This is a genomic window from Bradyrhizobium sp. (assembly GCF_035652035.1).
Lineage (GTDB): Bacteria > Pseudomonadota > Alphaproteobacteria > Rhizobiales > Xanthobacteraceae > Bradyrhizobium.
This window is the reverse complement of sequence record NZ_DASREO010000078.1, coordinates 25,165-37,302: the sequence shown is the minus strand read 5'-3', so window position 1 is coordinate 37,302 and position 12,138 is coordinate 25,165. Positions and strand designations below refer to the sequence as shown.

10 protein-coding genes and 1 pseudogene are annotated in these 12,138 nt (G+C 61.3%); 7 read left to right on the top strand and 4 right to left on the bottom strand.

The window, feature by feature from the left end:
* From VFB05_RS21415 to VFB05_RS21400, 4 genes and pseudogenes are all read left to right on the top strand, one after another.
* Window positions 1–143: pseudogene (locus VFB05_RS21415) on the top strand (polysaccharide export protein); the annotation flags it as partial.
* Between the two features lie 2 nt (window positions 144–145).
* On the top strand, window positions 146–1,282 hold the full coding sequence (locus tag VFB05_RS21410) for a glycosyltransferase family 4 protein (RefSeq protein WP_325015887.1): 1,137 nt from the start codon (window positions 146–148) through the stop codon (window positions 1,280–1,282).
* Between the two features lie 117 nt (window positions 1,283–1,399).
* Complete coding sequence (locus VFB05_RS21405) at window positions 1,400–2,947, top strand: undecaprenyl-phosphate glucose phosphotransferase (protein ID WP_325015885.1); 1,548 nt, start codon at window positions 1,400–1,402, stop codon at window positions 2,945–2,947.
* Between the two features lie 59 nt (window positions 2,948–3,006).
* Entirely contained in the window at window positions 3,007–4,272 is a 1,266-nt protein-coding gene (locus VFB05_RS21400) for an O-antigen ligase family protein (protein ID WP_325015895.1), read from the top strand.
* On the opposite strand, the gene VFB05_RS21395 is transcribed toward VFB05_RS21400, so the two are convergent.
* On the bottom strand, window positions 4,247–4,717 hold the full coding sequence (locus tag VFB05_RS21395) for a MarR family transcriptional regulator (RefSeq protein ID WP_325015893.1): 471 nt from the start codon (window positions 4,715–4,717) through the stop codon (window positions 4,247–4,249). The genes VFB05_RS21400 and VFB05_RS21395 overlap by 26 nt on opposite strands.
* Before the next feature lie 149 nt (window positions 4,718–4,866).
* Here VFB05_RS21395 and VFB05_RS21390 point away from each other — a divergent pair, with 149 nt between their 5' ends.
* Entirely contained in the window at window positions 4,867–6,111 is a 1,245-nt protein-coding gene (locus VFB05_RS21390) for an FAD-dependent monooxygenase (RefSeq protein WP_325015882.1), read from the top strand.
* On the opposite strand, the gene VFB05_RS21385 is transcribed toward VFB05_RS21390, so the two are convergent.
* From VFB05_RS21385 to VFB05_RS21375, 3 genes are all read right to left on the bottom strand, one after another.
* Entirely contained in the window at window positions 6,062–7,243 is a 1,182-nt protein-coding gene (locus VFB05_RS21385) for a saccharopine dehydrogenase family protein (RefSeq protein WP_325015880.1), read from the bottom strand. The genes VFB05_RS21390 and VFB05_RS21385 overlap by 50 nt on opposite strands.
* A gap of 104 nt (window positions 7,244–7,347) precedes the next feature.
* Window positions 7,348–8,133, bottom strand: a complete 786-nt coding sequence (locus VFB05_RS21380) for a DUF169 domain-containing protein (protein ID WP_325015878.1) — start codon at window positions 8,131–8,133, stop codon at window positions 7,348–7,350.
* A gap of 87 nt (window positions 8,134–8,220) precedes the next feature.
* On the bottom strand, window positions 8,221–9,024 hold the full coding sequence (locus tag VFB05_RS21375; RefSeq protein ID WP_325015876.1) for a YdcF family protein: 804 nt from the start codon (window positions 9,022–9,024) through the stop codon (window positions 8,221–8,223).
* Between the two features lie 121 nt (window positions 9,025–9,145).
* Between VFB05_RS21375 and VFB05_RS21370 the strand changes: the two genes are divergently transcribed.
* Complete coding sequence (locus tag VFB05_RS21370) at window positions 9,146–10,087, top strand: acetamidase/formamidase family protein (RefSeq protein ID WP_325015874.1); 942 nt, start codon at window positions 9,146–9,148, stop codon at window positions 10,085–10,087.
* Window positions 10,088–10,192: 105 nt separating this feature from the next.
* Window positions 10,193–11,983: an adenylate/guanylate cyclase domain-containing protein gene (locus VFB05_RS21365; protein ID WP_325015872.1), complete on the top strand. Its 1,791-nt coding sequence runs from the start codon at window positions 10,193–10,195 to the stop codon at window positions 11,981–11,983.
* Window positions 11,984–12,138 lie beyond the last annotated feature (155 nt).

Genomic DNA, 12,138 nt, shown 5'->3' with positions numbered 1-12,138 from the left:
CGGTCGCGATCGCCGGCGGCTTTTCGCCGCGCGCCAGGCGCGACAGCGTCACGCTGACCCATAATGCCGGCCGCACCGTGGTGCCGCTCGGCACGCCGATCAGTCCCGGCGACACCGTCCTCGTCGGCGAACGCTGGTTCTAGTCATGGCCGAGATCGCAGACCGGCCTCTCCGCATCGTCCACGCCGTGCGTGCGCCTGTCGGCGGAATCTTTCGTCACATTATCGATCTCGCCAACGGGCAGATCGACGCAGGCCATCACGTCGGCATCATTGCCGACAGTCTGACCGGCGGTGAGCGCGCCAACACGGCGCTTGCCGAGATCGCACCGCGGCTGAAACTCGGGGTTCGGCGTGTCGCAATCCACCGCGAACCCCACCCCCGCGATCCCCTCGTCTGGCTGCGCTTCATGTATCTGGTCGCGCGACTGAGGCCGGATGTGCTGCACGGACACGGCGCCAAGGCCGGCGCCTTCATTCGCATGATCGGCAAGTCGAAGCGGTTCATCCGCGTCTACACGCCGCATGGCGGCTCGCTGCATTATCCGCTCTCGACATGGAAGGGCGCGTTCTACAGCCGCCTCGAGCGCACGCTGATGAACAACACCGAGCTCTTTCTGTTTGAAAGCGCTTTCGCCCGCGACACCTATCAGCGCACCATCGGCACGCCGAGCGTTGGCATCGTGCGTTGCGTTTTCAACGGCGTGACCGCCGCCGAGTTCGATCCCGTGACCCTGGCAACCGACGCGACCGATGTCGCCTATGTCGGCGAGTTCCGCCACATCAAGGGCGCCGACCTTTTGATCGAGGCCGTCGCGCGGCTGCGCGCGGACGGCAAGCCGGTGACGCTGACACTTGCCGGCGATGGCGAAGAGCTCGGTGCCCTCAAAGCCCTGATCGAAAAGCACAGACTGGGCGAGGCGGTACGCTTTATCGGCCACGTCAAGGCGCGCTTCGGATTTTCGAAGGGCAAACTCCTCGTCGTGCCCTCGCGGGGAGATTCGATGCCTTACGTCGTGATCGAGGCGGCGGCGGCCGGAATTCCGATGGTTGCGGCCAACGTCGGCGGCATCCCGGAGATTTTCGGCGAGCATCGGGACGCATTGTTTGCGCCAAACTCCGTCGGCGCCATGGCGGATGCAATCGAAGCCTCTCTCGGCGATCCGCCGTCTGCCGCGGCCCGCGCCAAAGAGCTTCGCGAGCGAATCTTCATGCACTTTTCGCAAAAGGCCATGGTCGAGGGCGTGCTTGCGAGCTATCGCGAGGCTTTTGCCAGACGTTAACCATTCCTTACGCCGATAACCGTTTCTTCCGATTTCTCATCTAAGCCGAGGCTGACGGATTTAGGCGCTTCGCGCGCCGGCTTATATTCATTTTGCGTCAGCACGGATTGGATCAAAGTGGAACCGGTTAATGCACGTTCGATGTTAAACGCCGTGGCGGCATCAGCGACCGCCACCGCGGGCGCAGTGCCGGTCGAACGCAGGCGTAGGCTTTCGCAAGCTGCCCTCACCGTCGCCAGCCAGAAGGTCCGCCGTGCCTATTCACCGATCGTGATCGCCGGCGTCGTTCGGATCGCCGACTTTGTCATGCTGAGCACAATCGGCATTGGGCTCTATCTCGGTTATGTCGCCCCGATCGCCGGTTTCCGCTGGGAGTATGTCGCGGCGATCCTGATGATGACGCTCGCGGCCGTGGTCTGCTTCCAGGCCGCCGACATCTATGACGTCCAGATCTTCCGCGGCCAGCTTCGCCAGATGACGCGCATGATCTCGTCCTGGGCGTTCGTTTTTCTGTTGTTCATCGGCGTATCGTTCTTTGCCAAGCTCGGTAACGAGATTTCGCGCCTCTGGCTGTCCTCATTTTTCTTCATCGGGCTTGCGACGCTGATCTCCGCGAGGCTGTTTCTGCGGACCTTGGTCCGGTACTGGGCGCGCCAGGGCCGCCTTGACCGCCGTACCGTCGTGGTCGGTGCCGACGAGAATGGCGAACAACTGATCGAAGCGCTGAAAGTACAGACCGATTCCGATCTCGACATCCTCGGCGTGTTCGACGATCGCAATGACGGTCGTTCGCTCGATACCTGCGCCGGCAAATCGAAGCTCGGCAAAGTCGACGACATCGTCGAATTCGCCCGCCGCACCCGCATCGATCTCGTGCTGTTCGCACTGCCGATTTCGGCGGAAACGCGAATTCTCGACATGCTGAAGAAGTTGTGGGTGTTGCCGGTCGATATTCGACTGTCGGCGCACACCAACAAGCTGCGCTTCCGTCCCCGTTCCTATTCCTATCTCGGCAAGGTGCCGACTCTTGACGTGTTCGAAGCACCGATCACCGACTGGGATCTGGTGATGAAGTGGATGTTCGACCATTTCGTCGGCGCGATCGTTCTCTTGCTCGCGGCGCCCGTGATGGCGCTGGTCGCGCTTGCCGTCAAACTCGACAGTCCTGGCCCGGTGCTATTCCGGCAGAAGCGCTTCGGCTTCAACAACGAACGCATCGACGTTTTCAAGTTCCGCTCGCTCTATCACGATCAGGCCGATCCCCTCGCCTCCAAGGTCGTGACCAAGAACGACAAGCGCGTCACCCGCGTCGGCCGCTTCATTCGCAAGACCAGCCTCGACGAACTGCCGCAGCTGTTCAACGTGGTGTTCAAGAGCAATCTCTCGCTGGTCGGTCCTCGTCCGCACGCGGTGCAGGGCAAACTGCAGAGCCAGCTGTTCGATGAAGCCGTCGACGGCTATTTCGCGCGTCACCGCGTCAAGCCCGGGATCACCGGATGGGCGCAGATCAACGGCTGGCGCGGCGAAATCGACAACGAAGAGAAGATCCAGAAGCGCGTCGAGTTCGATCTCTATTACATCGAGAACTGGTCGGTGCTGTTCGACCTCTTCATCCTGCTCAAGACCCCCCTGGCGCTGCTGACGAAGAACGAGAACGCCTATTGATTTTGCGCTCGGTGGGTATTCCGGCGCGTGTTGCGTGAGTTTGAGTAACCGAAATGTCGATGGCGTATATGGCGATCGCCGGTCCCCTTCCGGCCATGACGGCTTCGCCGCGCCTTCTGGCGTTCCAGCGCGCGCTGGTGTGGCTGGTCGCAGCGTCGGGCGCGATCGTGTTCATCGAGCCCAGTCCCTACGAGATCATGACGCTTGGCGCGGCGGTGCTGTTCTGCGCCACCGGCATGCGCATGCGGATCGTGCTGGTGCCGCTGTTTCTGCTGCTCGCGCTGATCAACATTGGTTACAGCGTCGGCGCCATTCCATTCTACGACAAACCGGAAGTCGCGAACTGGATCGCCACGTCCTGGTACATGGCGGTCACCGTGGTGTTCTTCGCCATGGTGATGTCGGAGGACACCGAAGCGCGGCTCGACATGCTTCGCCGCGGCCTGATCGTCGGCGCGGTGATTGCGTCGATATCGGCCATCGCCGGCTACCTCAATCTGGTGCCCGGCGGACATGACCTGCTGACGCTCTATGGACGGGGACGCGGCACCTTCAAGGATCCGAATGTGCTCGGCGCCTTCCTGATCCTGCCGGCGCTGTTCACGCTACAAAGCGTAGTCGCCGACCCCTTTGCCAAAGCAAGCCGCAACGCGGTTGCGTTCGCCATCATGGCGCTCGCCATATTGTTTGCCTTCTCCCGCGCCGCCTGGGGTGGACTTGCGATCACGGCTGCGTTCATGCTGGCGATGATGTTCCTGACCAGCCGGACGCCGGCGCAACGCAGGCGGATCGTGGTCATCTCGGTCGCGGCCGTCGTCCTGCTGGTGTTGCTGCTCGCGATCCTGCTGTCGTTCGATTCCATCGCCGATATGTTCAAGCAGCGCGCAAGCTTCGATCAGAGCTACGACGAAGGCCGCTTCGGCCGTTTCGGCCGGCACATTCTCGGCGCCCAGATGGCGCTCGACCTGCCGTTCGGCATCGGTCCCTTGCAATTCCACAATTACTTTCCGGAAGACACCCACAACTCCTATCTGAACGCCTTCATGTCGGGCGGATGGTTGTCGGGGATTTGCTACCCGACCCTGATCGCGGTGACGGTCATCATGGGATTTCGCCATGTGCTGACGCCGGTGCCCTGGCAGCGCATGTATCTGGCGATCTTAGCGGCGTTCCTGGGGACCGCCGGCGAAGCGTTCATCATCGACACCGACCACTGGCGTCACTTCTGGATGATGCTAGGTACGATGTGGGGCATGTTCGCAGCAGCGCAGGCTTACAAGGCTGCACCTGCGTTACAGCCTAGTTCTTCGGCCGCAGCTTCCTAGCCGACCGGCCCTTCGCCGGCTCGTTTGCGATCGTTTTCTTGAGCTCTTCGGCCGCTGCCAGCATCGTCTCGTAGCCCTGCGTGGCAAATCGAAGCAACAGCCGCAGCTCATCGTCGGAGTAACTTTCCCAGTTCTTCAGCATTGCCTGCTGCATATGCATGTAGAGGGCGCCGATCCGCGCGATATTTTGCGGGATCAGGACGATGAAAACCTTGCGCCGATCCTGCTCGTCACGCTCTCGCTTGACGAAACCGGCTTTCTCGAGCCGATCGATCACACCCGTAATGGCGCCGGTGGTCAGGCCCGTCACTTCGGCCAGCCTTCCGGCGGTGGCGCGCCCTTCCAGATTGAGAAAATCGAGGCATTCGAGATCGGAACTTGAAATGCCCGCGTAGTCGGCAACGGCCTGACTGAAAATAGCGCCGATCCCCGAGGCACGCCGCATCGCGTGCTCCAGTTCCTGCATCAGCGCGGTGCGCACTTTTCCTCTTGACAAAGCCGATCCACTCTCTTAGCAACTTGATATCTTAGTACGTAAGATAAGATAATCAGCCGCCTTACATTCTTACCTCGCTGAGACATCAGGAGCAAGTCATGCTGCAACGTCCTCGTAAAGCATTGATTATCGGTGCCGGCATTGCCGGCTCCGCCACCGCGATCCTTCTCAAGCGTGCCGGCTTCGACGCCGAACTGTTCGAGGCCTGGCCCTATTCGACCGGCATCGGCGGAGGTTTGCAAATCGCGCCCAACGGCATGCGCGTTCTGGCCGAGATTGGTATTGCCGACGACATGATCGCCGCAGGCTCGATTTCGGAGTCCTTCGACTTCCGCTCGCAATCCGGCCGCAAGATCGGTTCGATCAACCGCAACATGGTCGAGCGCTTCGGCCGGCCCGCGGTCAATATGCGGCGATCAGAGCTGCTGGAAGCGCTCGTCAACAAGGCCTGGTGCGAAAACGTCGAGTTGCGCTTCGAGAAGCGGCTCGCTCGCATCGAGGACCGCGCCGACCGGCCAATTGTCGCGCATTTCACCGATGGCAGCAGCGCCGAAGGCGATTTTCTGATCGGCGCCGACGGTGTGCACTCGATCGTCCGCCAGCATGTCCTCCCCGACGGGCCGCGACCGTTCGACACCGGACTGATCGGCTTCGGCGGCTTTGTGCCGCGGGCGCTGATCGAGGGTACCGGAATCGGGCAGCGCGTCGAGGCGACCTTCGGAAAGAGCGGCTTCTTCGGTTACGGCTTTTGCAGTCCGAACCCGCAGGACGGCGCAATGTGGTGGAGCACGCAGCCGTCCCATGGTCTCGACGCTGTGGCCTACCGCGCGATGGACCAGGAAGCGATCCGGCGTCACCTGCTCGATTTCCATGCCGGCTGGCATGAACCGATCCCGAGCATTCTGCACGCCGCTGAAAACATCGTCGTCACCGACACGCTCGATGTCGCCACACTGCCGGTGTGGTCGCGCGGCCGCACGCTCCTGATTGGCGATGCCGCGCACGCAACGAGCCCGCATGCGGGACAGGGCGCATCGCTGGCGCTCGAGGACGCCATGAAGCTTGGCTGCCTCATACGCGAAGGCCGCGAACTCGGCCAGAACTTCCAGGCTTTTGAGGAGGAACGGCGGCCGCGCGCGGAACGCATCGTCGCGATCGCCCGCCGCAACGGCAACAGCAAGCGCGAATTCAGTGCGACAGGCGCCTGGATCCGCGACCGGATGCTCAAGATGCTGATCCCGGTCACGTCACGAGGGATGGATTTCATGTACGCCTATGACGCGGGGCGCGGGTCTAGGCCTCGACCTGAAACGTCAGGCCAGCGTGATCGACAAGCCGCTTGATCAGTCTGTGCTGCATGGCCGCGCCCGGCGTCCAAATCCCGGCGGGAACATCGGGCGCATCACGCAGCAGACAGATCGCGCATTCCGAAATCATCTTCGACGTCGACCCGTAGCCGGGATCGCGATCGCCTTTGACTGATGCGCGAACCTGGCGGCCGTCGGCGGCGGTCGCCACATAAAGCAGATCGTACCGGCCGTTCTCACGCTCTTCTTTCGAAGGCCCCTCGCCGGGCTTCGGCGCATTCGGCCCAGTCTTCTCGGTGTTGGCGGCCATGACGCGCTTGGCGATCGCCTCCCCCTTCTCACCAGGTCCGGTCAAAACCATTTCGTCGTAGACGAACTCCTTGCCGTAAGGAAAACCCATCAGCATGTTGGAGCGGTGCAGGTTGCGCGTGTTGATCAGAGCCATCATGAAGGGCGCGGCCCAGGATTTCAGGTCCTCCTCATAGATCGGCTTGTTGCCGCGCGGCTGTTTCGGTCCCTCGAAACCCGGCGTCAACGCGAACGGATTATTGAGAATGGCGACAAGGCTGAGATCCTTCGCGACGGCATCAAATGTCGCCTTGGCGCTCGCAGCCGTACCGCCGGACAGCGTCCCGCGCATGTCGCGTACGCGCCCTTTGACGCGCGAGACGGCGGCGCCAAAGACCCGCTTGGCTTCCTCCTGCACGAACAACGCGCCGAGTTCGAAAGGCAGCGAGTCGAAGCCGCATGAAAACACGATTCTGGCGCCGGATGATTTTGCGACGGCTTCATGCGCCTCGATGATCTGCCGCATCCACACCGGCTCGCCGCAAAGATCGAAATAGTCGGTGCCCGAGGCCGCGCAGCCCGCGACCAATTCATTTCCGTAGAACTGATATGGACCGACGGTGGTTATGACCGACTTCGTCTGATCGATCATCGCCTTCAGCGACGCCGGATCGCTGGCGTCGGCTGCGATCAACGACGTATCCGCAGGCGCGCCGATGGCGTCGCGCACTTTGGCGAGCTTGTCGAGGTTGCGCCCTGCCATCGTCCATTTCAACGACGCGTCGTTCTTGTAGTGCGCGGCCAGATATTCGGCGACGAGCTGGCCGGTGAATCCGGTTGCGCCATAAACGACGATGTCGAATTTTTTCGATACGCTCATTTCATGCTTCCATTTAACCAAAGTCATCGCGAGGAGCGGCAGCGACGAAGCAATCCAGCTCTCTTCCTGATTCTGGATTGCGTCGCTTCGCTCGCAATGACAAGCTATTTCTTCCCGTACGACACGCCCATGCCGGCGCGCACGTCGCTCTGGATGCCGTAGGGCGCAATCGGATAGCGCAGACCGTTCTTGGCGAGCTGCCTCATCCCGGCGATGGCTTTGGCGAGGTCGGAGGGCTTCAGCGCCATCAGCATTTCCTCGTCGGGCACGCCGCCATAACGGCGCTCGGCAAAACACGGCAGCGACAGTGAGGGCTCGCCGGTCTTGAGCGCCCGCCCCCACGAATCCGCGCACGCCGTCTCGCCGACGACGCCCCATTCGAACTTCTTGTAGCCGGTATATTGCAGCCCGTTGATCAGGATGATCATCTGGCCAGGCGTCGCGTAGACGAGGCAGATATCCGGCGGATTCAGCCGACCACTCACGAGCGGGCTCACCGCCATCGCCTGATATCGGCCGAACGGCACGACATCGAGCGCTTGCTGACGCTTTTTCGCATCCTCCGCGGTGCCGTGCCACACCCCGACGTAGTTCGCGCCGGCGAGCCATTTCTCGTCCTGCGGACCCAAGCCGATCACCGCGCGGCATTGCGCACCGACGAGATCGTCGCCTGTGATGCCGACAGTCCAGCCGAGGCGAGAGGCCATGCTGACGATCTGGTCGGTGGTATGGATCGCCGTCGGCCGTCTGATCTTGGGAATCGCCGTCATTTCCTCGACGGTCGCAAACATCTTGATGCCGATCACCGTCGTCTTCAGGCGAAGCAGGCTGTTGAGATCAGCCACCATGGCGGTGGGATCGAACGTCTCCGATGATTTCTGCTGCTGCATGGCGGCTGCTCCTGCGATCGGCATTCTTGATTGTGCCACGCGCATCCTAATCAGATTGGCGGGTCGTTGCGACACTGGCTTTTGCAGCTATTTTTCTGTCGGTCCAGGAAAGAACTGATCGATCTTGCCGGTCAGCCGGTAGGCCGTGAGGCCGATCCATTCGCGCATGGCGATATCGGTGCGTTCCAGGCCGTACATTGCCACGGAGTAAAATGAGAAAGCCTCGGATCTGCTCGCGCGCCGGTCGACTGGATAAGCCTCGACCTTGAATCCCGCTCTGCGGAACAGGCCCATCGAGCGCGGCATATGATAGGCAGATGTCACCAGTAGCCAGCGCTCGCCTTCCTTGGGCCTGGCGACGGCTTTGGCGAATTCCGCATTTTCAACCGTGTTGCGTGACTGCCGCTCTGCGGTCAGGCGCGCTTTCGCGACGCCGAGCTCTTCGAGCATGGCAAGCCCATAGTCGGCTTCTTTTCGAGAGGCATCGCCAATCAGATTGGCGTTGCCTCCGGAGTAAATGATGCGAGCGTTTGGATAGCGGCGGGCAAGCTCAGCGGTTGCGACAATGCGGTCGCCCGAACTGCCGAGGGCCGTTCTGCCAACCGCTACCGACAAATCGGGATCGATTGCCCCGCCAAGCACCACGATTCCATCGGGCGCGCCGTGCGAGGCGTCCCACGGTGGAAATCTCTCTTCCAGGGGCAGGATCAGAAGCCTTCCGATAGGCGAAAATCCGCACAACGCCAGCAGCAACGCCGAGAAGACCAGCAGTCTGCGGCCAAGTACCGCCCAACGTGTGAGCAGAAGGATCGCACCCAACACCCCGATGCCGATCAGAAAGTTGACCGGCATCAACATGGTGCCGATGGTCTTTGACAGAACGAAAAACAAGGCACCCCTCCTGGCGGCGCAGATTTGACATTCTCTACCCGCCTAGCCACAAGCATCATACGCGAGCGTCATACGCGACGCTGCCCGCTGAGACCACTAGCTCCAGTCGAGAAGTCCGGTCATGAAGCAACACCATCTGCATTCCAGCCCCGAAACCTGCCATTGGGGCTTTTTCGAAGCCAGGCTGAAACCCGTTCTGACCATCGAGAGTGGCGACGAGGTCACCATCGACACCATCAGCGGCGGACCCGAGGTGGTGCCGGATCGCAGCCGTTTTCACGTTCCACCGGAATTGAGTGAGGTTCACGCCAAGAACGAGCGCATGGTGCCGGGTCACATCTTGACCGGACCGGTTGCCGTTGCGGGCGCCGAGCCCGGGGATGTGCTCGAAGTCGACATCCTCGACATCCAGTTGCGCCAGGACTGGGGTTACAATCTGATCCGGCCGCTGGCCGGCACTCTGCCGGACGATTTCCCCGAACCACGGTCAATCAACATTCCGCTGGACAGTACGCGGATGGTGGGCCGGTTGCCGTGGGGACTTGAACTGCCGCTCGCACCGTTTTTCGGCGTGATGGGCGTGGCGCCGCCGCCCGCCTGGGGCCGCATCACCTCGCTGATCCCGCGCGCCATGGGCGGCAATCTCGACAACAAGGAGCTGACGCCGGGCGCCAAGCTCTATTTGCCGGTGTTCGTACCGGGCGCTCTGTTTTCCTGCGGGGATGGCCACGGCGTCCAGGGCGACGGCGAGGTTTGCGTCACCGCAATCGAGACTGCGCTCCAGGGGCGGTTCAAATTGACGCTGCGGAAGGATTTGCGCTTCGGTTATCCCCGCGCCGAAACCCCGACCCATTATATGACGATGGCCATGGATCCCGATCTCGACCAATGCGTCGTGCGGGCGCTGCGTGAAATGATTGTGTTGATCGGTGAAAAGCGGAATTTGTCACGCGAGGATGCCTATACCCTTTGCAGCCTCGCGGCCGACCTGCGCGTGACGCAGACGGTTAACGGATCCAAGGGAATCCATTGCATGATTGCGAAGGCAATTGTGCACGGTTGAACATTAGAGCGCCAATCTTCGCGCTATATAAGGCATTGGATTCGGCCCCCCGACCGCGTAGTTTGGCCCCGGCGGGACTGCTATCCCGGAAGAATAGGCTCAAGGATGGAAAGACGCCTGGCCGCCATTGTTTGCGCGGATGTCGCCGGCTACTCCCGGATGATGGGGGCTGACGAAGAAGGCACCCATGCGACTTTCAAGGCCCATCGCAGCGCGATCTATCCGATCATCCTCAATCACGGCGGCCGCCTGGTAAAGAACACCGGCGACGGCTTCCTGCTGGAATTTCCCAGCGTCGTCGGCGCGCTTCAGTCCTCCATCGAAATCCAGAACCTGATGGCGGAGCGCAACAGCCAGCTGCCGTCCGACCGGCTCATGCAATTTCGTCTCGGCGTCCACATGGGCGACGTGATGGCCGACGAGGACGAGGTGTTCGGCGACGGCGTCAACATTGCCGTTCGCCTTGAATCGGTCGCGACGCCCGGCGGCGTCGCGGTTTCCGGCAAAGCCTATCAGGAAGCGAACAAGCACATCCACGTTCCCCTGCTCGATGCCGGAAGCCGCCGCTTCAAGAACATCGAGGAAGCGATCAGCGTGTGGACCTGGGATCCGAGCGGATCGGAAACCAATGGTCACGCCCTTCACGACAAATCGAACCTCCCCGCCCAATATCGCACCGCCATTGTCGGCGTGCTCCCGTTCGTCAATCTCAGCGACCACACGGAGGAGTATTTCTCCGACGGCCTGACCGAAGACCTGATCCACGCGCTGTCGCTGCAATCGTTCTTCCGCGTGCTGAGCCGCAACGCAACGTTTTCATTCAAAGGCAAGAACCTCTCGACGCGGCTGATCGCGCGGGAAATCGACGCCACCTATCTGATCCAGGGTTCAGTCCGGCGCGCCGGCAACAAGATCCGCGTGACTGCAGAACTGATCGCTCCAGAAAGTGGCGAGCAACTGTGGGCCAACCGCTACGACAGCGACATCGGCGACATCTTCGCCATGCAGGACGAACTCACCACCAACCTGTCGGCAGCGATCGCGCCTGAAATTTTCCGCGCCGAGGCGTCGGCCCCGGCGCGCGTCTCGGCCGATCCGACCGCGTGGGACCGCTTCCTTAAGGGCCTGTCTCATTATTACAGGCATACGAAATCCGATTTCGAAAAATCGATCGATCTCTTCAAGCAAGCGACCGTGCTTGACCCATCGCTTGCGATTGCACGCGCCTATCTGGCGACGATCATGGTGCAGGGCGTGCAATATGGATGGATCAAGAGCACCCGGGAATTGTGGGCTGAGGCGATGAGCCTGGCCGAAAGCTCCGTCCGCCTTGATCCCCGCTCCTCCTACACGTTCGGCATTTTGGCGTACATGCACGCGATGGAAGGAAATCACGACATCGCCATGGAGGCCGCCAAACGATCGGTCAGTCTCAACCCGTATGACATGGGCGCGCGGGGTGTACTTGGAATATGCTATCTCTGGAGCGGCGAGTATCAACAGGCGATCGAGCTGTTTTCCACGGCTGTGCAACGTGGCAACAGCGACCCGCGGTACAAGTGGGGCACGCTGCTGGCTTTCGCCCACTACATGCTAAAGCAATATGACGCCTGCCTGTCATGGGCGCGCGAAGCCATGTATCTCACCCCCAATCACCTTCAGCTTCTCTCGGTGCGCGCCGCAGCGCTGGCGCAATCCGGCCGAACCGATGAGGCAGCGCAAGCCACCGCGGTTCTTTTGAACGGCTTCCCGACCCTGACTGTCGACCGACACCTGCGGAACTTCCGCTGGAAAAACGCAGCCGACATTGCCCACTATCGGGAAGGATTGTTGAAAGCGGGCGTTCCAGTGGACGAGCTTAGCCTCGCCGAGACCGCACCGAAGGGCTCCGCCTGAGCGAAATCAAATAGACCGAGCAGGCAAGACGGTGCGACCATTCGAAAAATTGCGCGCCGCGATTTGCCTGCGTAGAGTTGACACGAGATTGGATTCTGCCAAAGCTCCGCCACACCCATAGGTAGAGCAGCGCTGATAGCGGTTTGATTTCTTTC

What these genes read in the sequence shown, in the direction of transcription:
- VFB05_RS21410 (WP_325015887.1), top strand. Translation starts at nt 146, where the DNA reads ATGGCCGAGATCGCAGACCGGCCTCTCCGCATCGTCCACGCCGTGCGT.
- VFB05_RS21400 (WP_325015895.1), top strand. Translation starts at nt 3,007, where the DNA reads ATGGCGTATATGGCGATCGCCGGTCCCCTTCCGGCCATGACGGCTTCG.
- VFB05_RS21395 (WP_325015893.1), bottom strand. Translation starts at nt 4,717, where the DNA reads ATGCGGCGTGCCTCGGGGATCGGCGCTATTTTCAGTCAGGCCGTTGCC.
- VFB05_RS21390 (WP_325015882.1), top strand. Translation starts at nt 4,867, where the DNA reads ATGCTGCAACGTCCTCGTAAAGCATTGATTATCGGTGCCGGCATTGCC.
- VFB05_RS21385 (WP_325015880.1), bottom strand. Translation starts at nt 7,243, where the DNA reads ATGAGCGTATCGAAAAAATTCGACATCGTCGTTTATGGCGCAACCGGA.
- VFB05_RS21380 (WP_325015878.1), bottom strand. Translation starts at nt 8,133, where the DNA reads ATGCAGCAGCAGAAATCATCGGAGACGTTCGATCCCACCGCCATGGTG.
- VFB05_RS21370 (WP_325015874.1), top strand. Translation starts at nt 9,146, where the DNA reads ATGAAGCAACACCATCTGCATTCCAGCCCCGAAACCTGCCATTGGGGC.
- VFB05_RS21365 (WP_325015872.1), top strand. Translation starts at nt 10,193, where the DNA reads ATGGAAAGACGCCTGGCCGCCATTGTTTGCGCGGATGTCGCCGGCTAC.